The sequence below is a fragment of the Pseudoalteromonas sp. OOF1S-7 genome, assembly GCF_022347765.1.
GTDB lineage: Bacteria > Pseudomonadota > Gammaproteobacteria > Enterobacterales > Alteromonadaceae > Pseudoalteromonas.
Map to the genome: position 1 here is coordinate 51,041 of NZ_JAKRFZ010000002.1, position 19,908 is coordinate 70,948.

Sequence of the window (19,908 nt, forward strand, 5' to 3'; positions counted from 1 at the left end):
ATTATCAGGCCTGCTTATGGGTGTCTACGACGCTATTTTGCGTACCAAAACCATTAGGCACATAGCCATCGGCCTGATCATCGTTATCCCAGTGCGCCCCATCAATTAAATACCTGAAATGATATTCATGCCCCGTCGGTAAGCGATGCTTAAGCTTGAATCGTTTGTCCCTTTTATTAAACTTCATCGTTAAAGGTTGCCAATCGTTGAACTCTGCGACTAGCTCAACTTTGATCGCTTCAGGATGAGTGATTTCAAACGTGACTTCTGCTTCGTTTTTTGTTTTGAAAAAACGCTTAGTTAACATTGTGGGCTCCAAAAAACCGCTAGGTTGTTTATCTTTGCCACAGTGCCGTGCCCGTTACAGCTAGACTAACGGTTGCTGTGAAACTTCAAAGCATAATTGCTCATTGTCTACGTACAGTGTGTACGCTTCATTACAGTGCAATGACAGTCCAGCCTTGCACTAATGTGGTGATTTTCACTTAGAAAGCTGGCGCAGCTGACTGTATATTAGTATACGGGCAATAAGCGCGCCAAAACTTGTTAAAAAGTTAGGTGAGAACTATTCTCGTGTAAAGTGAATTTAATTGATACTTGATCTTAAACACAGCAAAGCGATATTAATAAATTAGAATACCTTGAGGCACTGAGCTGCGATTGATAGCACCCTGAATTAGGTGTAAAACATGTCATACTTAGGGCTTATTTATAGTATACTTACTGCTCCTGGCAGGGACGATTTTCTTTAGGTAGGTGGATACGCTCAATCATGCAAAGTGTTTTTAAAAATATAGCAACCTGTATTGTCTGTTTTGTCGTGATTAGCATTGTTGTTAGCTTGCTGTTTACAAAACATGTGGTTGACCTACAAACTGGTCGTACCATCATACCATTACACAAGCAACCCATCAGCGCCCAGTCAGAATATATCCCCTGGTATGCTTTCTTGCTGGCAGACCAGCGCTTTTTGCAGGTTGACGAAGAAACCCATGTACTGCTACAGCGCAGCCAAACTGAAGCCACCTCAGCCTCCGTAGAACACGTAATGACTCGCGTGTTTTCTTCACCAGTCTTGTTGTTACTGGTGATGGTGATGCTAATACTGACACTGACCCGACTGCGTGAGTTAAGGCAACAACACACCCGTGCAAAAGCGCTGACAGATATTGACCGGGACCTCAAAGATATTATTAGCGGTCTGGAAATTGATTACAAAGCATTGCCGATTGGTGGCTCCGTTGCCCAGATCAGCCATGCAGTGCACGCCATAGCGAGCAACATTCAGCGCATTAAGATCAACACCGATAGCCATGTCTTTCAGGATAAGCTCACGAAACTGATAGACCGTCATGCCTATATAGAGCACATCAGCAATGAGCTGGCTATGGCTGAACAACAGCAAAGCAAGTGCGGCCTGCTTTTTATTGACCTTGATGGTTTTAAGCAAGTAAACGATTCATTTGGACATAGCTTTGGCGATGAGATACTGATCCAGGTTGCAGAACGTTTATGCCAGGTTGTCCGCCAGTATCAATTGCAGGCATTGCATGCCGTACACGGGCTTGATCAAAACCTCTCGCGACTTGGCGGTGACGAGTTTTCCATTTTCATTCCCGACCTGAAAGATACTGGGTTTTGTACCGAAGTGGCTCAGACCATACTTGGCGAGATTGAGCGTGACTTTGTGCTGGGTAATAAGCTGGTAAAGATCAGTGCCAGTATAGGTATTGCCGTTTATCCCGACAGCGCCGCAACGCCCAATGCGTTGTTACAAATGTCAGACGTTGCTATGTATCGCGCCAAAACGGATGGTCGTGGGATCTTTCGGGTTTACTCGCCTGAAATGGGCAATAAAATCAGGCGCTATCATTACCTGTTAGAAGAACTACGTCTGGCCATTGCCTCACAAAACTTCCATTTATCATTTCAGCCCATAGTACATGTTGAAGACTGCTCTATTGACTATTTTGAAGCACTGGCACGCTGGCACCACCCGATTGAGGGCCTGATCCCCCCGTCTGAGTTTATTCCCATTGCGGAAGAGTCGAACCTGATCCTGGACCTGGGGGACTGGATCTTGCTCGAGTCTTGTCGGCAAATGTCCGCCTGGCACAACGCAGGTATGAAGCGAGTGCGCATCTCGGTGAATGTATCCGGGATCCAACTCAAGCACCGCGCAATTTTTGACTGGGTAATGGCTGCCTTAGAAAAAACCGGCTTACCGCCAACGTCACTGATGCTGGAGATCACGGAATCAACGCTTATCACCGCCAGTGATGAAATCATTGCACAGCTTGAGCGTTGCCGCTCTGCTGGCGTCACCATCGCCATTGACGATTTTGGCACCGGGTTTAGCTCGCTCAGCACCCTGGCCGACTTGCCAATCGATGTGATTAAAATCGACAAACTGTTTATCTCTCAGGCCAAAGACAACCCCAAATACTACAAAATCCTCAACTCCATCAGCGAGCTGGGCGCACAACTCGACCTCAAAATTGTTGCTGAAGGGGTTGAGCAGGTCGACCAGTTTGAGTTAGTTAAACAGATGGGAATACGGTGTGTGCAGGGGTATCTGGTGAGTCGTCCGGAAACCTCCAGCCGGGTTGGCAACAAAGTGCTGAAAAGCAATATGAACCATATCGCATCCACCGGCACCAGCGTTTGGTTACCTGAGTCCTCCAGTTAACTGAACACCGACAACTGTCAGCGTTTGAACTTGGTTTCTAAAATCACCGAGGAAGTGGTCCGCTCAACCCCTTCCAGATTGCCGATATCATCAAGCAGCTGACTGAGCTGTTCAAGGCTTTGTGCCTCTACTTCTGCAATCATGTCGTATTCGCCACTAATAGCATACAAAGCCGAAATGTTGTTGATCTGCTTCAGTGCATTATTGGTTTGTGCGGTCAGCTTCTGCCGGACCTTGATAGAAACATGCGCTGCAACCTGAGATTCCTGATACTGCCTGCCCAACTCAACACTGTACCCCTGGATCACACCATTTTGTTCGAGTTTTTGCAATCGACTTTGGACCGTCGTTCTGGACATATCCAGGGTTCTGGCCAGTTCAGAGATGCTGGCACGGGCATTTTTCCTAAGCTCAGAAAGTAAACGTTCGTCTTGTGAATGGATCATTGTGAAAACTTAAATCGTCATTTTGACTGTTATTTTAATCATTTTATTTATTTTTGCACTGCAAATTGACAACGCAACGCGTAATAATGACAAAAAGCGGGGAAAGCGACATCGTCTATTGCAATCAATAGCCGGAACGGTCCCTAAGTTGTAAAGATTTTAAAGAGGAAGTCGTCATGCAAGTGAATCGCGAGTTGTTTAATGAGGTAATGGTACCAAACTACAATCCGTCTGAAGTGATCCCGGTTAAAGGCAAGGGCTCACGTGTTTGGGACCAAAAAGGCGACGAGTACATCGACTTCGCTGGCGGTATTGCCGTAAACTGTCTGGGTCATTGTCACCCAGCCCTGGTTAACGCGCTGAAAGAGCAAGGTGAGAAAATCTGGCACCTGTCTAACGTAATGACCAATGAGCCGGCCCTTCGCCTGGCAAAGAAACTCACCGATGCGACCTTTGGCGAACAAGTTTACTTTGCAAACTCAGGCGCAGAAGCAAACGAAGCGGCACTGAAACTGGCACGACGCTGGGCTATTGATAACTACTCAGAAGAAAAGACCCAGATCATTGCCTTCAACAAAGGCTTCCACGGCCGAACCTTTTTCACTGTGACCGTAGGTGGTCAGGCAGCATACTCAGATGGTTTCGGTCCTAAGCCTCAGGACGTAACACACGTTGATTACAACGATCTTGAAGCCTTCGCCAAACTTATCTCCGACAAGACCTGTGCAGTGATGATGGAGCCTCTTCAGGGCGAAGGCGGTATCATTCCTCCAACAAGCGAATTTATTCAGGGCGTGCGCGAGCTGTGTGACAAACACAACGCATTACTGATCTTTGACGAAGTACAAACAGGTGTTGGTCGTACTGGCGAACTGTATGCCTACCAGGGCCTGAATGTGACTCCGGATATCCTGACGACCGCAAAAGCGCTGGGTGGTGGTTTCCCGATTGGTGCAATGCTGACAACCAAAGAGATTGCTAAGCACCTTAAAATTGGTACTCATGGCTCTACTTACGGCGGTAACCCGCTGGCGTGTGCTGTAGCCGAAGCTGCATTTGATACTGTTAACGATGCGCAATTACTGGCTGATGTAAAGCGCAAAGAGCAATTGTTCCGCGACGGACTGGCTGCCATTAACGAAAAGTACAACGTATTTAGTGAAGTACGTGGTAAAGGGTTACTGCTGGGCGCCGTGTTAAACGAACAATTTAACGGTCGCGCTCGTGACTTCCTGGTAGCAAGTGGTAAACATGGCCTGATGGCCCTGGTTGCAGGTACCAATGTTGTTCGCTTTACACCTTCTCTGGTTATTCCTGATGAAGATATCCAGGCAGGTCTGGCTCGCTTTGAGCTGGCTGTAGCAGACGTAGTTAACGGTTAATCGTGAGGGGCGCGCAAGCGCCCTGTTTAAACTATGCAAGTACTCAGACCCATTTCAGAAAAAGACTTTGCGGCGCTCAAAACCATCGCCATCGAATCGGGCCATGGGTTTACCTCATTGCCGGTAGATGACGACTTGCTGAGCAGTAAAATTGCACGCTCAGAGCAAAGTTTTGCAAAAGCCGTTGCGCAGCCAAAAGATGAAGGCTATTTATTTGTGCTGGAAGACAGCGACAGCGGCGAAATTTTAGGCACCACCGCGATTGAAGCCGCGGTTGGCATGCAGACCCCTTTATACCACTATCATCTGGGCAAAACGGTACACCATTCTCGCACCCTGAATGTATACAATACGGTCGACATTCTGAGCATGTGTAATGACTACACCGGCGCATCCGAGATCTGTACCTTGTTTCTCAGAGAACCCTTCCGCAAGGGACTGGCAGGCCGCTTCCTGTCGCGTTCGCGCTTTAACTTTATGGCGCTGCACGCAGATCGCTTTAGCGAAACAGTTATCGCGGAGATGCGCGGCGTGAGTGACGAAGACGGACACTCCCCTTTCTGGCAGTGGTTGCAGGAACATTTTTTCAGTATTGAGTTTCCTCAGGCCGATCACCTGGTTGGCCTGGGCGATAAGGTATTTATCAGTGAGCTGATGCCTAAATACCCAATTTACGCCAACTTACTGAGCAAAAAAGCGCAAGCCGTGATAGGCCAGGTGCATGAAAAAACCAAGCCTGCGCTGCGCCTGTTGCAAAAAGAAGGGTTTGAACACCGTGGTTATGTGGACTTGTTTGATGCAGGCCCGACTGTTGAGTCGAGACTGCAGAATATCAAAACGGTCCGTGAAACCAAGCGTGGCGCTGTGCGCATCGTCAAGCCCGAAGAATTAAACCTGACCGAAGCGCAAACCTGGTCCGTCTCTAACTGTGGTTTAGCGAATTTCAGAGCCACCTTTGACACTCAGGTTAACTGGTGTGGTAAAACCGCCGCTTTCAAAGTGACGGCAGACATCGCCTCGGCACTGCAAGTATCTGAAGGCGACGAGATTAGCGGGTTCGTCCTGTAACAAACACATTAACTCTGGCGCTTAGAGCAACAACGCTTAAGCGGTAGGTAAAAATCGAATTAAAAGTTTGCGTCGTGCTTAGTCGTAACATTTAACGCGGCTGGGCCGCCATTTTAAGGATTGTCATTATGCACAACAATGTAGATAGCTTATTTGAAAAACTATGGAGTAACTACCTGGAAGTTACTCCTTCAGCTGTTAAAGTCCACGAACTACTTGGTTCTACGCAACAGGATGATGTGATCAACGATCATATTGCACTGCGCACCTTTAATCACGAAAAAATTGGCCTGGAAAAACTGGCAGCGCATTTCAAAGCGGTTGGCTATACAGAGTGCGGTGAATACCACTTCGAAGCCAAAAAACTCTATGCCAAGCACTTTGAGCACAGTGATCCAACCAAACCAAAAGTGTTTATTTCTGAGCTGTTGGTAGAAAAATGCTCACCTGAACTGCAAGCCATCGTTAACGAGCTGGTTGAGCAAATTGACGAGAGCGCCGTTACTGCGGAAAACTTCCTGTACTCAGGTACGCACTGGCAAGTCAGCCACGAAACCTACAAGCAATTGCTGGCCGAGTCTGAATACGCAGCCTGGATGGCAGCATGGGGCTACCGTGCTAACCACTTCACAGTGAGCATCAACCACCTGGGTAACTTTGAAACCATCGAAGCCGTTAACCAGACACTGAAAGACGCTGGATTTGAACTGAACGCTTCTGGTGGTGAAATCAAAGGCTCACCGGAAGTGTTGCTTGAGCAATCATCAACACTCGCTGACCATCAGGCTGTGGCATTCAGCGATGGCGAGTTCAGCATTCCAAGCTGTTTCTACGAGTTTGCGCTGCGCTATAACAAGCCAGATGGCGAAATCTACACGGGATTTGTTGCGGCATCTGCCGACAAAATTTTCGAAAGTACTAACGCGCGCTAATCGCGCTATCACAGTAACTTGTCAAAGCAGCCATCCGGCTGCTTTTTTATTGCCTGATTGAATCGATTCTATGGCGAGATCAACCTTGTAAAGCAAAAACTCTGTCAGTATGTGGCAACATTCTGGTTGTTTTGAAAAGCAATGACGGTTAAGTTTTCAACTGTCACAAAACAGTCTTAACAAAACTGTCATTGTTCTGAGCTAGCGTAGAGATATCAAGCTGGCAAAAAGCGCGACCATGACAGTGATCACTGCCAACGAGGTAGAGCTGTGAATATTGAACCTAAGCTTAGTGTATTATTAAACCGTCAGATCACGGTCAAAGCACCGCTTGAGCATCCGGCACTGGATGACAAAAAAGCCTATCGGCGGGCGCTGAAGTACTGGCAAAACGAGTTGCTGCACGTGCAGCAAGCCTACTATCACCAGGGGCGCCGTGCGCTGATCGTCTTTGAAGGTTGGGATGCGGCCGGCAAAGGGGGTGCTATTCGCCGTATCACTGAACGGCTGGACCCGAGGGGTTACCAGGTTTTTCCCATCAGCGCACCAAAAGATGAAGAACAAGGCAGGCATTATCTCTATCGTTTTTACAATAAACTACCAAAGGCAGGCACCCTTACGATTTTTGACCGCTCCTACTATGGCCGCGTTCTGGTTGAACGCGTTGAAAAATTCGCAGCACAAAGTGAATGGCAACGGGCTTATCAGGAAATCAACGAATTTGAACGCCTGCTGCATGATGACAACGTGAAAGTGGTGAAATTGTTTTTGCATATCAGTGCTGAGGAACAACTTAAACGCTTCGAGGAGCGTCTCAACAACCCTTACAAGCGCTGGAAACTCACAGAAGAAGATATCCGCAACCGCAACAGACGTGACGATTATGAACAAGCCATTGACGACATGTTTGCCCGGACCGATACCCAGCAAGCTCCCTGGAACCTGGTTCTTGGAGAGCATAAGTGGTATACCCGGGTAGAGGTACTCAAGACCCTGGTAAGAACACTCAGCGACGGAGTAGACACGACTCCCCCACCGGTGGACACAAACGTGGTCAGATTGGCAAAAGAGCACTTAGGTATTAAACACAAGAGGAAGGACTAATGGAAAGAGCAGACGTACTTGGTCAGTATTTCGACCACCATGATGGTACATACCCGAGCATGGCTTTAGCCAAGCACACCAAGATGGCCTCCAGCGCATTTCGCTTTTTCCGTGGCAGTGCTCCCTTGATGTACCGGGATTTAACGCATCGTGTTATTGATTTGCCAACGACGTTATTTGAACTACCTCTGACTAATGTGCTGGGTGATTGCCATGCCAGTAACTTTGGTTTTCTGAGCGAGGAAGGCTCACACGGCGGCACATTGGTTTTTTCACCTAACGACTTTGATGATGCCTGCGTTGGCCATGCTGTATGGGATTTACTGCGTTTTCTGAACAGTCTGCCTCTGGCGCAGCAAGAAGGTGCCTTGTTACAAAGCAACAGCGAAGATATGAAGCTTCGACAAAAACCGCTGGCTGACATGGCACAAGTTCTTCGGGCACAGCGCACTTTCATCGACAGTTATGTGGCCACCTGCGGAGCGTCTTTACGCGGTGAGAACAATAATCAAAGCGCCCTGACCCAATTTAGCCAGGAACATATTTTACATAAACGCTGGCAAAAAGGCTTACAACGCCTGGTCGGAGGCGCGGCCTTTAATCTTAAAAGTAGCCTCGCAAAAGAAGTAGAGCTGAACAATACACCGCTTAAGTTTAAAGACCATGATGAAAAGTTTTCTCGTTTGCATGAAGATCTGAGCAATGCGCTGATCGAGTATTTCCGCCCTTATGTCGATGATGAGATCATCGACTGCATTGAACGCCTGGATGCCGGGACAGGGTCCAACAACCTGAAACGTTATTACCTGCTGGTTGGTCCTAAATTTTGCTCTTCTGCCGAGCTGTATCACATAGTCGAAGTCAAACAACAGCAACTGGCCGCACCATTACATTATTACACTGACCTGAGCCCAACCAACCGCCTTAACCATGCGCACCTGACCGTTAATTGCCAGCGCAAAATGCAGCGCCGACCCGATCTGGTCTTAGATGATGCATTATGGCAAGGTACACACTGGCTGGTGCGATCTCGTCATCACGCACGCGTTGGCATTGACCCGGAGCACATTGTGCTTGGCAAGCGCGCTGCCCAGCGGGATGGCTTATGTCAATATGCTGAGGCCTGTGCTATTGCACTGGCTTATGCGCACATGCGTGGCGACCGTCGCTCGTTGATGTTTCAACAGGTCGTTACAGATGTCTTGCCGGGGGCCAGAGATGAGCTGATTGACACAGCAAATGATTATGCCAGCCTGGTCGAACAAGACTGGGAGCTTTTCTGCTCACTCAGAAAGTAGTTGTTTAGGCACTGTTAAAACCAAAGAATCGTAAGCCAGGCGCAAACTCCCGTGAAAATGTGTACTGGCTTCAAGCGCTAATGCATCAATCATGCCCTCACCATGATAACGCACACTAAAGTGGGTCAGTATGAGTGCTGGGATCTGATATTGCTGGGCAAACTGTGCAACCCGCTTGGCGTCGCTGTGGCCAGTATGGATGCCGACACGCATCAGATCTGGGTGAGTAAATGTCGCCTCGTGCACCAGCATATCTATATCGTCGCAGTATGACGACAACAGCGAGGGTTTTTCATTGTCCCCGCAAATAATCACAATTCTGGGTCGCCAGCTGGGGAATGTATACGTCTTGGCTGTAAGTTGCTGCCCCTGGTAAATCACATCCTGCCCTTTTTGCAGCAAATTGTAATGCGGCCCGCTTGCTATACCCTCCATGTGCAATTGTTTAATTCTCAGCTTGCGTGGGATCTGCGCTTCGGTGATTTTGAATCCAAAGCTGGGCACCCGGTGCTTCAAAGGGATGATCTCGATATGGCAAAATTCAAAAGAAGCGAACTGATCACTTAGCTCAATTGCCATCGTATGTAAGTCAAAAGACAGGGTGACCTGAGTCAGTCCCAGCGTTGACATAACAAACTGAACCACTGCCTGTGGCGCAATCAAATAAACAGGGTCAGTTCGGCCAGACATAGCCATTGACGCCAGCAAACCTGGCAGACCATAACAATGATCACCATGTAAATGAGTGATACAAATCACACTCAGGTGATAAGGAGACAAACCAGATTTAAGCAGCTGATGCTGAGTGGCTTCGCCGCAATCCACCAGCAACCAGGATTTGGTTTTTTCAAAACTAACCCCGGTTGCAGACATATTTCTGCTCAGACTGGGACAACCTGAAGAGGTCCCTAAAAAATGTATTTGCAAAACAACTCCAAAAATACGGTTTTAGCCATTGATCCTGCCACGGCTTAAGTTACAGTGGAACTAGTCCGGTTGATTTGTGCTAAGCGGACTGATTTACAAGCCGTTTATAGGAAGTTGCACCTCAGTCCAGAAACAGGAGCATACCATGAAAAATGATATCGATAGTCGCCAGATCCTCGCCGTTTATGAATATATTCAGCAACATGGTGAAGCCGACGAAAATGGAAAATTATTCGAAGGGATCCGGGCCTACTCTGATCCAGACGGTTACACTATCTACCTTGAGGGCAGTGCCCTGTTGCTCAGGTTTGGTTTTCACAATACCTACCACCTGGATTACCAGCACGAAAAGAACAAAGAGGACTTTATTAACAAGCTTAATTTTATCTATCAAATGGCTAATGAGGCTAAAGAGTAACCTGTGTTCCTGGGTACAAGTAGGTGTTTTACTCATTTTGTCTCAGATTCTTTCAAAATTAACGCGTAGCTATAAAACAAATGCGCAATTGGTGGTAGAGTAACGGCATTTTTTATAATCGAGAAATTTGCTATGTCGAATGCTGTAGAGACGTCAGCTGATCAATCCAACCAGCAAAAGCAAGGCGGCCTGTTTAACCGCTTTCTAGCAACGGTTGAGTTTCTGGGCAACATGCTGCCCCACCCTATCACCCTGTTTGCCATGTTTTGTATCGCCATTGTTATTTTCAGTGGTATTGCAGACTGGATGGGGCTCAGTGCCATAGACCCGCGCCCAGAGGGTGCAAAAGGCAGAGCGCCAGACGGTGTGATCGAGGTCGTCAGCCTGATGAGTGCAGAAGGTCTGCAGCGTATCGTCACTGGTCTCGTTACTAACTTTACAGGCTTCGCGCCACTGGGGACCGTGCTAGTTGCGCTACTGGGTGTGAGTGTAGCGGAACACTCTGGCATGCTCTCAGCGGCTATGCGCGGCATGGTCATGGGCGCGTCTAAGCGGTTAGTTACTTTTATGGTCGTATTCGCTGCCATTCTATCTAATACAGCTTCTGAGCTCGGTTATGTTGTGTTGATCCCACTCGCAGCCATGATTTTCCATAGCCTGGGGCGTCACCCACTCGCGGGGCTCGCTGCAGCGTTTGCTGGGGTGTCCGGTGGTTACAGTGCAAACCTGTTGCTTGGCACCATAGACCCCCTGCTTGCCGGTATCACCACTCCAGCAGCCCAGATGATTGATCCAACCTACCAGGTCGGCCCTGAAGCAAACTGGTACTTCATGATGATCTCTGTATTCCTGATTGCCATCGTAGGTACCTGGGTAACAGAAGCCATTGTTGAGCCTCGCCTTGGTAAATACAACCCGGACGAAGCCAGTGTTGACCTGTCCAGTAACAACATTGAGCACCTGACAGACAAAGAAAAGTCTGGCCTGAAATGGGCCGGTGTTGCTTTACTGGTTGTATCGGCCCTGCTGGCATTAACCATAGTGCCTGAAAACGGCATACTGCGTCACCCTGAAACAGGCGCCGTCGCCGGCTCTCCTTTTCTCAAAGGCATCGTCGTATTCATCTTTGTGACATTCGCGATTCCCGGTTTTGTCTATGGACGCGTAGTAGGCACTATGCGTAACGACCGTGATGTTATCGACGCCATGAGTAAGAGTATGAGTTCAATGGGCATGTACATAGTGCTGGTGTTCTTTGCAGCTCAGTTCGTTGCTTTCTTTAAGTGGACAAATTTAGGTACTATCCTGGCGATTAACGGCGCGGCTATGTTGCAAGCGTTGAACCTGACAGGCCCGGAAGTCTTCGTCCTGTTTATTTTAATGTGTGCCGTCGTGAACCTAAGCCTGGGTTCATCCTCTGCGCAATGGGCGGTGACTGCACCTATCTTCGTGCCTATGCTCATGTTAGTTGGCTATGCACCAGAAACCATTCAGGCCGCATATCGAATTGGTGACTCAGTAACTAACTTGATCACACCCATGATGAGTTATTTTGGTTTGATTTTAGCTGTGGCTACCAAGTATAAAAAAGATATGGGGATCGGCACTCTGGTCGCAACTATGCTGCCTTACAGCATGTGTTTCTTTGTCGGCTGGGTGGCTCTGTTCTATATCTGGGTATTCGGTTTCGGCTTACCAGTCGGGCCAAACTCCCCGATTTATTATCAACCCTAATCAGATTATGCCAGCGCAAGCTGGCATTTTTTTTGGCGAATATGCAAGGTTCCATTTGTTTAATGGTTGATGCTGTCCTACAGTCCTATAGGAATCGCCGAAAAGGAGTTTAAACCTACGACATAAACTATTTAAGGCTAACCATGTATACACTGTTCTACTATCCACGCAACGCGAGTTTAGCGCCTCATTTTGTTCTCGAAGCCCTTCAGGTCCCATACCAGCTGGAGCTGGTCGACAGAAAAAAAAATGTGCAACGTTCAGCACAATATCTACAACTCAACCCCACAGGACGGATCCCAACCTTAGTTGATGACGAATTTGTTCTGTTCGAAAGTGCTGCAATTTGCCTTTACTTGTGTGAAAAACATCCCGAGGGCCATTTAATCCCAGCTGAGCCAAAACAAAAAGCAGAGTTCTACCAGTGGCTGATGTATCTGACGACCACGGTTCAGGCCGAGTTGATGATCTATTTCTACCCGGAGCGCCACACACAAAGCGCACTCATGTACGACGACATTGTCAGAACACAGCAATCGCGCGTACAAGAAATGCTGACCCTGCTCGACAGACATCTGGCAGACAAAACCTATATGGTTGGCGAGCAGTTTACAGTCTGTGACTGCTATTTGTTTATGCTGTGTATCTGGGCTGACGAGCTTGCTAAACCCCCGCTGCAGTTTGAGCACCTTGGGCGTTACTTAAGTGGTATCTCAAGGCATCCCGCTATTGAAGCAGTGTGTAAGAAGGAAGGGACTGAATTAGGGATGTATCGGTGATGATTCAGGTCTGGTTGCTTTAACCAGACCTGAGAGATTTGATTACTTCTGTAGTTTCAGTTGAGCGCCTTTCAGTCTCTGACGAACATTACTGATTTTGGCACGGTTTTTAGCCCGCGCCTCACCACTTGCCTGATTACTCGGACGATTCGTACGCGCTTTACGACGCTGGTGAGACGGTTTTTTGGCAAGGTTTTCTATCAGGTTCTCGCGGTTGGCAACCTCATAACCCGGCAGATAGTAACGCTTTATCTTTTGACCAATCAGGGTTTCGATGTGGATCAAGGTCTGCTCTTCTTCTCGTGCCACAAAAGAAATTGCCTGACCCGAATTACCAGCCCGGCCAGTTCGACCGATGCGGTGAACATAGTCCTCAGCAAGATACGGTAAATCGTAATTAATGACTCGAGGAAGCCCGTCGATGTCGATTCCCCGTGCCGCAACCTCGGTGGCAACTAGCACCCGTACTTTGCCTTCCTTAAACTCTCGCAGCGCACGACGACGCGCCCCCTGGCTTTTATCGCCGTGACACACAGTGGCGCTAATACCATCCAGCTCCAGCTCTTTGACCAGCTGATCCGCATCGTCTTTCATATTGACGAAAACCAGTACCTGCAACCAGTTTTTCTTGCCTATGAGTTCAGACAGCAGCTCCTGTTTACGCTTTTGTTCAACCGGGTATACAACATGCCGTACCGTTTCTGCGGTAGTATTCTCTTTGGTAGCCTGCACCAGTTTAGGTTCGTGAAGTACTTGCTTGGCAAATTGCTTAACTGCGGTTGGAAAGGTTGCTGAGAATAACAACAACTGTCTTTCTTCACTGACCATATCTATGACCTTTTGCATATCTGCAACAAAGCCCATATCCAGCATGCGGTCTGCCTCATCCAACACCAGGTACTTTACCTGTGCCAGGCTCACAACACCCAGGCGGATCAAATCTAACAGACGACCAGGTGTGGCAACCAGAATATCAACGCCCTGAGCCAGGCGCTGTGTCTGCCCTTCAACGTTCACCCCACCAAACACAGCTTGCACGGTCAGTGGAGTATATTGGCAAAACGCCTGACAATTATTGGCTATTTGCTCTGCCAGCTCTCTGGTTGGCGCAAGGATCAGTGCGCGCGGCGACTTCAGTGATGCTCCCTCCAGCAAACGGTGGATCACTGGCAGCGCAAACGCCGCTGTTTTACCGGTTCCGGTTTGCGCAGTTGCTAATACGTCATGACCGCGCCTTACGACGGGGATAGCCGCCTGCTGTATCGGTGTCAGGGTATGGAAATTTAATTCATCTAGCGACTGTAGTAAGGCATCGGGAAAACTGAAAGACTTAAAATTCATTGCAAAAACCTGCGACCAATAATGAAGGGCCGCAGATTATACGCTATTTAATTACCCGGTGTCACCTGCATGTGGTTAATATAGCTTTACATCAGCAGGATTAATCACATCGGCAACGCCACCAACCACGGTTTCGGCATTAAGCTGATTGATCAACTCAACGCCAGCTCTTTGCTGGGAATCATTCAGTGGTACGTATGGCAGACGAAACACTGGTAATGCAGCGCCTGTCATGGCCAGTGCTGTGTTAATTGCAATTGGGTTTGGCTCGCAAAACAACCAATTCATCAACGGCTGTAACTGCACATTCAGTGACTCATTTGGACTGTCCATCAGTGCACGAAACAGCTGCGGAACCAGGTTTGAAGTGACCGAGATAACACCGTGAGACCGATGTAAGTGACGGCTGTCATGGGCCTGATCATCATTACCAGACCAACAGGCTATGCCTTTTTGCTCATAATAGGCGATTCGCTCATGTCCTGCACACTCTTTCATGCCGACAAAATTAGCATGCCCCGCCAAAGGTTCGATGATTTCCGGGGTCAGATCCTGGCCCGTCCGCCCAGGCACGTTATAAATAAACGCAGGGCCGATATCAAGGACGCGTGTAAAGTGCTCTGTCAGTCCCGCTTCTGAAGTGCGGCCATAATATGGGTTGATCTGCAGTGCGGCATCCATTCCGGAGGCAAAACCGTACTCCGTTGCCTTCACTGCTTCACGGGTGTTATTACTGCCCGTGTTGCCGATGATCACCAGCTTGTCGGAAAACCGATTAACACTGTGGGCAATGAGCATCAGATGCTCTTCCCAGTTCATTAGCTGGCCTTCACCCGTCGTACCACCGACGACAATCCCATCAACGCCCGCCGCAATTTGTGCCTCAACAAGCGCGTCAAAACCGCCAAGGTCAATATTGCCGTTTAAATCATAAGGTGTTTTGATAGCCGTAATTAAACTGGCTTTTTTTATCTTTTCTATGTTGCGCATACAGATATCGATTGATTCATTGTTTGGCGCTAAGTTTTAACACAAATAAATGCCAGATCCGAGGGGCAAGTAGAAAATTTCTAAAACAGCTTGCCTATCCGAAGTGTTTCGGCCAGAATAAAAACACTGTATATATAACCAGTCATTAAATTTATGCGTCTGACACACCATCTCAGTACACACTTTTTCAGCGCTGATGAACTATGTAGCGCACTTGGCGTTACGCCTGATCAACTTATGCATTGGCAGGAGATGTGTATTTTCCCTAATGCCAGTTATAGCCTGGAAAACCAGATCAAGTGCAGTTCTTACCTGGGCCTCTATGAATGTGTTGAGCATACAGATTATTACCCAAGAGGCGCTGAACTATGGGGACAGCTACTCCTGAAGCATCAGGTTGAGCAATCAACACATGCTTATGAGTTATTTCAGCAAAAGTACGTTCAAGTACTCAGCAAGTGCGCGCAGCAGGGCCTGATAAGTCAGGACGACCGCTTTAACGAAGATTTACCAGAACATATACAGCAGAGCTGGCAGCAGTTCCTGTGCAGCAAATACGGTGTAATCAGTCAAAACGGGCTGATTGAAGAAGTGGTGTACATAGACTTGGGCCGGGCACTGGTTGATGCATTGACTGAAGAGCGCACAGCCAGCCATATCCCGGCGGAACGCAGAGCTGAGTTGCTTGGCGCACTCAAACTCCTAAATCGTGCACTCAGCCACCATATGGAACACGAAAAACCCATGTCCATACGTTTCAAATACATTGAGAGCCTGATAGCTAAGTACGACTTATCTATTCGCTGATTGTCGGGAGGTCTGAAGACCTCTCAATGTTCAGCTTATTCTTTAGTGAGCCTGCTCATAGTGGGCTCTGAAGATTTCAAACGCCTTCAAGACTCTAAGCTGATCCTGGCATAGAGCGTCGTACCAGGTATCAAACTGACTGTCATCATCCTGCTCGCTCAAAGCGAGATACTGTGCCAATAGCTCAATAATATCGCCATGTGTGCAGCTTAGATTGTCCAGTTGTTTCAATTGCTCTGAATGATCTTTATTTTGTAATTCAGCGATGACGCTATTATCCAATTGTTGTGTTTTGTCCATCATAACGAATTCCTGTTTCTCAATCCATAGCTAGTTATATCAGCCTAGTTTGGAATATCCAGTGCTTTGTATGCTGTTCGCTCAATCTATCAACAATTCGTTATAAAAAGTAATCTATTGCGCAGAAAACAGCTCAAATACCCTTTTCTTAGGACACATACCAGAGACAAAAAAGCGAGTCAGTTTTCACCAACTCGCTCTTTGTCAATTTCAGGAATTACTTATTTACGTCTTCTGCGAAGCATTGCCAACGGCAAGCTCAGCAATGCGAGCCACGAGAACGACCCTGAATCACCGTCGTTATCATCGTCATCATCGCCACGCAGGTCTTTGATTTTTACATTGACCGTTGTGTGTTTAGACATATGACCAAAGGTATCTTCAGCCTGAACTCCTAAAACAGCCAACTCCTGGTACTCAAAATCAAGCTCTCTGGCAACGGTGATGTTACCTTCAACGTCAATCGTGAATGAATCATCGCCATATACATGGAATGCAGTCACCGGAGAAACATCTGCATCCGGATCACTAAATGCCAGCTGGCCAATGATTGTGCCTACAGCTGTATTTTCAAACACCTCGAATCTCTGTTGCAGCTCAATGACGGGCGCACGCTCAGCAATGTCAATGACAAAACTTGTTGTGGTTTCTGCTTCACCATCACTCGCGATTAGCTTAACGTCTCCGCTAAATGCTTCCTCTGCCGTGCCAATTAATACGCCATTAACCAGAGTCAGTCCAGAGATTTTAGGCTCCATGGACAACTTAATCGATTCGCTATCGACATCAGACACTTTGTCATTAAAGTTCATGCCAATCTTATCACCCAGAGTTAAGATAATGTCGTCTAACTCATCGAAGACAGGCGCATCATTCACCGCTTCAATTGTCAAATCAACCATTACCTCTTCGGCTACGTCTGAACCTTCAGGCGTGCCGTTCAGTGTGAAGTTGTCCTCACCACTGTAATCAGCGTGTGGTAAATAGACAACCTGGGCAAATTTATCTGCTGCCACTACGGAACCAGCAGTAAGCACGTCACCTTCTAACATAAGTGCACCAGACTCCGGTGCAACAATGATTTCTACCGTTGCAAAAGCCTCTTTGGAGAACCGGCTTACAAAGGCAGGAGTCACACTCAGTTCCGTGTCCTCCAGGGTATTAAGCTCAACCTTACCAAAGGTCGCTAACGGCACCTTGTATGCACTACGCCCATGAGTAAATGCAAACACTTCGTTATTGTGGAAAGCAACTTTAGCAATATTGGTATTCGCCAAGCCTGAACCATCGGCAAACCAGTTTTCACCACCGTCAACAGAAATAAATACGCCCAGATCCGTACCAATGATAACGCGCTGTGGATTATTTGGATCAACAGCTACCGAAGTCGCAGGTACGTTTGGAATATCTTTATCGATAGGCAACCAGCTCTTACCACCATCTGTGGTTTTCCAGACATGCGCCTGATCGAATGTAGACACAGTTGCATAAGCTATTTGGGCATCGGATGGGTCAAACGCGATAGCACTTATCGTAGCACGTTCGTCCTCAGCACCAATCTTGAAACTGTGCCAGGGTTGCTCAGCATCCGCTGCGCCCGCTGCGTAATTAATGTAGATGTAGCCTTCTCGTGTACCGGCTGCAACGATATTTTCATCCTGCGGTGCGATGCCAATTGCATACACTGAACTGTCCAGAACAGGGCTACCAGCAACCCAGTTTTCAGCCTGATCGGTTGTACGCCATAGCTGAGCACCACCTATCCACAGAACCTGAGGATTAGATGGCGCCATTTCGAAACGGGTGATAAACGGGAAACCGTCACCGGTAATACCATTGACTGAATTAGCAAATGTTACACCGCCATCGGTCGATTTCTGTAGCGACAGACGAGTATACTCAGAGAACATCACGTCCGGGTTGGTTGGATCAACCGCAGTCCAGCCGCCGTCACCACCGGTGATTTCACGCCATTCATTAAAGCCGCCATCGCTTCCAAGCAAAGTACCATTATCCTGAGTACCGCCAAAGTAGGCTGTGCCGTCTGGCATCACAGTACCATGATAGAATTGCGTTACCGCATAGCCATTGTTTAGCGTCTGCCAGTTCACCTTACCTGTAGGGTCATTCGTTGCACCACACACCTGAGACAAGTCAAGCCTTGCATCCAGTGCATTGTCTGTACGTTGGATACCGCCGTCGTTACCCGCAAACAAGGTCGTGTTATTAACACCGTCATAAGCCGGGTGGAATACCAGCGTGTGCTGATCAGCGTGCGCATACAGCGGGTGCGTCATATCAAACCACCAGATACTGGTCGGCACGAATGATTGGCCACCATCGTCAGAGCGGAATAAATCAATACCACCAGTCCAGACTACGTCAGGGTTTACAGGGTCAACTGCGATGATGTTGTCGTACCAACCCTGGTTGTAATACTGGGGCTCAGGACCGTAACCACACTGAGGGAATAAACCATAAACCGTGTTACTCAACAGCAGTCTGCTATAGGCGTCTGCCGAATCACGGGTCACTGTCGTATTCCAGGTTAAACCCATATCTTCAGATTTATAAACAGCTTCCATACCGTGATCATTGATGTTAGCCAGTAAGGCGTACATGATGTTGCTGTCTGACGGGGCTGCAGCAATGGTAGAGCGACCCTGATTTGGTACTGCCAATACTGTTGCCCAGCTGTCACCGCTGTCCGCACTGCGATGGATACCGCCGGTGTCAAACGAACCACAGGCAGTGACTAATACATCTTTATCACCATCGTCAACCAGAGTTAAGTCAGTACATCCAACCGCAGCGCCCTCAGCGACAAACACCGTTTCCCAGCTCACGCCACTGTCTTTTGAACGCTGCACACCGCCACGCGTTGCCGCATAAAGGGTGGCTGGGTCATTTTTGCTGAACACGATTTTATTTGTGTAGTGGAATAGCTCGTTACTGGCGGTTGCCTCAAGCTGCTCCCAGGTTGCACCACCATCTGTAGATCTAAAAATACCATCACCACGGATAGCATCAGCATTGAAGAAACCTTCACCCGTTCCGGCATAAATGGTATTGGGATCATTCGGAGCGAATGTCAACGTTGTAACCGCGAGGTTAGTCGCTAAATCGCTCAGCGGCTGCCAGGATTGACCGGCATCGGTTGTTTTCCACACGCCACCAGCAACGCCCGCCGTATACATGATGTCATGTTCTGTTGGGTGGATGATCAAAGTTCTTGTACGGCCACCGATATTGCCAGGTCCCAGCTCTTCCCACTGACCCAGCTCACGATTGATGCCATCAAAAGAGTTCATACGAGGCGTGTAATCAAAAACGACTTTGCTATCAGCCAGTGAGTAGCGCTGCATCGTTTTAATGTGAGCTAATGCTTTAGAGTATTTCTCAGTCGGCAATGTTTCAGCGCCTTTAGGCAGACGCTGAGAAATATAAAACTCTTGCGCTTCTTTAGGTTTGTCATAGCGCTTTGGTGAATTGGCTTTTTTCTCTGCCTTGGCAGCCAGGTAATCCGCTTTTTGTTCGTACATACTTGGTTGCGCATTTTGATAGGCCAGGTAACTGGCACCGCCTAGCGCAACTGCAACTGCGAGGCTCACAGGATGTAAGAGTTTCATATTTATCCCTTCTTAAGTAGTTATAGTTTTAATTGAATGTAAGCGAACAGATATGCAAATTTAA

General features: G+C 48.0%; 17 protein-coding genes. 10 read left to right on the plus strand and 7 right to left on the minus strand.

What is annotated here, in order from left to right:
• Window positions 1-4: 4 nt before the first annotated feature.
• Window positions 5-307 carry an isoamylase early set domain-containing protein gene (locus MHN33_RS03230; RefSeq protein WP_239395235.1) on the minus strand — a complete coding sequence of 101 codons (303 nt, stop codon included), beginning with the start codon at window positions 305-307 and terminating at the stop codon, window positions 5-7.
• 465 nt (window positions 308-772) lie between these two features.
• On the opposite strand from MHN33_RS03230, the gene MHN33_RS03235 reads away from it, so the two are divergent.
• Window positions 773-2,689: an EAL domain-containing protein gene (locus MHN33_RS03235; RefSeq protein WP_239395237.1), complete on the plus strand. Its 1,917-nt coding sequence runs from the start codon at window positions 773-775 to the stop codon at window positions 2,687-2,689.
• Window positions 2,690-2,706: 17 nt separating this feature from the next.
• Here MHN33_RS03235 and MHN33_RS03240 read toward each other — a convergent pair whose 3' ends face one another.
• Complete coding sequence (locus MHN33_RS03240) at window positions 2,707-3,135, minus strand: Lrp/AsnC family transcriptional regulator (protein ID WP_046005267.1); 429 nt, start codon at window positions 3,133-3,135, stop codon at window positions 2,707-2,709.
• A 176-nt stretch (window positions 3,136-3,311) separates the two neighbouring features.
• Between MHN33_RS03240 and MHN33_RS03245 the strand changes: the two genes are divergently transcribed.
• From MHN33_RS03245 to MHN33_RS03265, 5 genes are all read left to right on the plus strand, one after another.
• Window positions 3,312-4,517: an aspartate aminotransferase family protein gene (locus MHN33_RS03245; RefSeq protein ID WP_239395239.1), complete on the plus strand. Its 1,206-nt coding sequence runs from the start codon at window positions 3,312-3,314 to the stop codon at window positions 4,515-4,517.
• Window positions 4,518-4,550: 33 nt separating this feature from the next.
• Window positions 4,551-5,585, plus strand: a complete 1,035-nt coding sequence (gene astA, locus MHN33_RS03250; protein WP_239395241.1) for an arginine N-succinyltransferase — start codon at window positions 4,551-4,553, stop codon at window positions 5,583-5,585.
• Between the two features lie 128 nt (window positions 5,586-5,713).
• Window positions 5,714-6,517, plus strand: a complete 804-nt coding sequence (locus MHN33_RS03255) for a DUF1338 domain-containing protein (RefSeq protein WP_239395243.1) — start codon at window positions 5,714-5,716, stop codon at window positions 6,515-6,517.
• Window positions 6,518-6,787: 270 nt separating this feature from the next.
• Window positions 6,788-7,621: a polyphosphate kinase gene (locus MHN33_RS03260; protein WP_239395245.1), complete on the plus strand. Its 834-nt coding sequence runs from the start codon at window positions 6,788-6,790 to the stop codon at window positions 7,619-7,621.
• Window positions 7,621-8,919, plus strand: coding sequence for a DUF2252 family protein (locus MHN33_RS03265; protein WP_239395247.1), 1,299 nt, complete (start codon window positions 7,621-7,623; stop codon window positions 8,917-8,919). Before MHN33_RS03260 ends, MHN33_RS03265 begins: the two co-directional genes overlap by 1 nt.
• Here the strand turns inward: MHN33_RS03265 and MHN33_RS03270 are convergent.
• The gene (locus tag MHN33_RS03270; protein WP_343224802.1) at window positions 8,905-9,792 is read right to left on the minus strand and encodes a ribonuclease Z; all 888 of its coding nucleotides are present in this window, start codon (window positions 9,790-9,792) and stop codon (window positions 8,905-8,907) included. The genes MHN33_RS03265 and MHN33_RS03270 overlap by 15 nt on opposite strands.
• 199 nt (window positions 9,793-9,991) lie before the next feature.
• Here MHN33_RS03270 and MHN33_RS03275 point away from each other — a divergent pair, with 199 nt between their 5' ends.
• The 3 genes from MHN33_RS03275 to MHN33_RS03285 all read left to right on the plus strand — a co-directional run bounded on the left by MHN33_RS03275 (window position 9,992) and on the right by MHN33_RS03285 (window position 12,777).
• On the plus strand, window positions 9,992-10,264 hold the full coding sequence (locus MHN33_RS03275; protein ID WP_125718221.1) for a DUF3081 domain-containing protein: 273 nt from the start codon (window positions 9,992-9,994) through the stop codon (window positions 10,262-10,264).
• 132 nt (window positions 10,265-10,396) lie between these two features.
• Window positions 10,397-11,998 (plus strand): AbgT family transporter, encoded by a 1,602-nt coding sequence (locus tag MHN33_RS03280; protein WP_239395251.1) that lies wholly within the window; start codon window positions 10,397-10,399, stop codon window positions 11,996-11,998.
• A 143-nt stretch (window positions 11,999-12,141) separates the two neighbouring features.
• Window positions 12,142-12,777, plus strand: a complete 636-nt coding sequence (locus tag MHN33_RS03285; protein ID WP_239395253.1) for a glutathione S-transferase family protein — start codon at window positions 12,142-12,144, stop codon at window positions 12,775-12,777.
• Between the two features lie 42 nt (window positions 12,778-12,819).
• Here the strand turns inward: MHN33_RS03285 and MHN33_RS03290 are convergent, their stop codons facing one another.
• Entirely contained in the window at window positions 12,820-14,118 is a 1,299-nt protein-coding gene (locus MHN33_RS03290) for a DEAD/DEAH box helicase (RefSeq protein ID WP_239395255.1), read from the minus strand.
• Window positions 14,119-14,193: 75 nt separating this feature from the next.
• The gene (dapA, locus tag MHN33_RS03295) at window positions 14,194-15,108 is read right to left on the minus strand and encodes a 4-hydroxy-tetrahydrodipicolinate synthase (protein ID WP_239395266.1); all 915 of its coding nucleotides are present in this window, start codon (window positions 15,106-15,108) and stop codon (window positions 14,194-14,196) included.
• A gap of 153 nt (window positions 15,109-15,261) precedes the next feature.
• On the opposite strand from dapA, the gene MHN33_RS03300 reads away from it, so the two are divergent.
• Window positions 15,262-15,915, plus strand: a complete 654-nt coding sequence (locus tag MHN33_RS03300) for a DUF6058 family natural product biosynthesis protein (protein WP_239395279.1) — start codon at window positions 15,262-15,264, stop codon at window positions 15,913-15,915.
• 42 nt (window positions 15,916-15,957) lie between these two features.
• On the opposite strand, the gene MHN33_RS03305 is transcribed toward MHN33_RS03300, so the two are convergent.
• Both MHN33_RS03305 and MHN33_RS03310 read right to left on the minus strand, forming a co-directional pair.
• Window positions 15,958-16,215 carry a hypothetical protein gene (locus tag MHN33_RS03305; protein ID WP_239396649.1) on the minus strand — a complete coding sequence of 86 codons (258 nt, stop codon included), beginning with the start codon at window positions 16,213-16,215 and terminating at the stop codon, window positions 15,958-15,960.
• Between the two features lie 221 nt (window positions 16,216-16,436).
• Complete coding sequence (locus MHN33_RS03310; protein WP_239395291.1) at window positions 16,437-19,844, minus strand: rhombosortase-dependent cadherin domain-containing protein; 3,408 nt, start codon at window positions 19,842-19,844, stop codon at window positions 16,437-16,439.
• Between the last annotated feature and the right edge of the window lie 64 nt (window positions 19,845-19,908).

Excerpts from the sequence above, each read along its gene's own strand:
- MHN33_RS03305 (WP_239396649.1), bottom strand. The coding sequence starts at position 16,215 with ATGGACAAAACACAACAATTGGATAATAGCGTCATCGCTGAATTACAA.
- MHN33_RS03310 (WP_239395291.1), bottom strand. The coding sequence starts at position 19,844 with ATGAAACTCTTACATCCTGTGAGCCTCGCAGTTGCAGTTGCGCTAGGC.
- MHN33_RS03235 (WP_239395237.1), top strand. The coding sequence starts at position 773 with ATGCAAAGTGTTTTTAAAAATATAGCAACCTGTATTGTCTGTTTTGTC.
- MHN33_RS03280 (WP_239395251.1), top strand. The coding sequence starts at position 10,397 with ATGTCGAATGCTGTAGAGACGTCAGCTGATCAATCCAACCAGCAAAAG.
- MHN33_RS03290 (WP_239395255.1), bottom strand. The coding sequence starts at position 14,118 with ATGAATTTTAAGTCTTTCAGTTTTCCCGATGCCTTACTACAGTCGCTA.
- MHN33_RS03230 (WP_239395235.1), bottom strand. The coding sequence starts at position 307 with ATGTTAACTAAGCGTTTTTTCAAAACAAAAAACGAAGCAGAAGTCACG.
- MHN33_RS03300 (WP_239395279.1), top strand. The coding sequence starts at position 15,262 with ATGCGTCTGACACACCATCTCAGTACACACTTTTTCAGCGCTGATGAA.
- MHN33_RS03245 (WP_239395239.1), top strand. The coding sequence starts at position 3,312 with ATGCAAGTGAATCGCGAGTTGTTTAATGAGGTAATGGTACCAAACTAC.
- MHN33_RS03285 (WP_239395253.1), top strand. The coding sequence starts at position 12,142 with ATGTATACACTGTTCTACTATCCACGCAACGCGAGTTTAGCGCCTCAT.
- MHN33_RS03270 (WP_343224802.1), bottom strand. The coding sequence starts at position 9,792 with ATGTCTGCAACCGGGGTTAGTTTTGAAAAAACCAAATCCTGGTTGCTG.
- astA (WP_239395241.1), top strand. The coding sequence starts at position 4,551 with ATGCAAGTACTCAGACCCATTTCAGAAAAAGACTTTGCGGCGCTCAAA.
- dapA (WP_239395266.1), bottom strand. The coding sequence starts at position 15,108 with ATGCGCAACATAGAAAAGATAAAAAAAGCCAGTTTAATTACGGCTATC.
- MHN33_RS03255 (WP_239395243.1), top strand. The coding sequence starts at position 5,714 with ATGCACAACAATGTAGATAGCTTATTTGAAAAACTATGGAGTAACTAC.
- MHN33_RS03265 (WP_239395247.1), top strand. The coding sequence starts at position 7,621 with ATGGAAAGAGCAGACGTACTTGGTCAGTATTTCGACCACCATGATGGT.
- MHN33_RS03275 (WP_125718221.1), top strand. The coding sequence starts at position 9,992 with ATGAAAAATGATATCGATAGTCGCCAGATCCTCGCCGTTTATGAATAT.
- MHN33_RS03240 (WP_046005267.1), bottom strand. The coding sequence starts at position 3,135 with ATGATCCATTCACAAGACGAACGTTTACTTTCTGAGCTTAGGAAAAAT.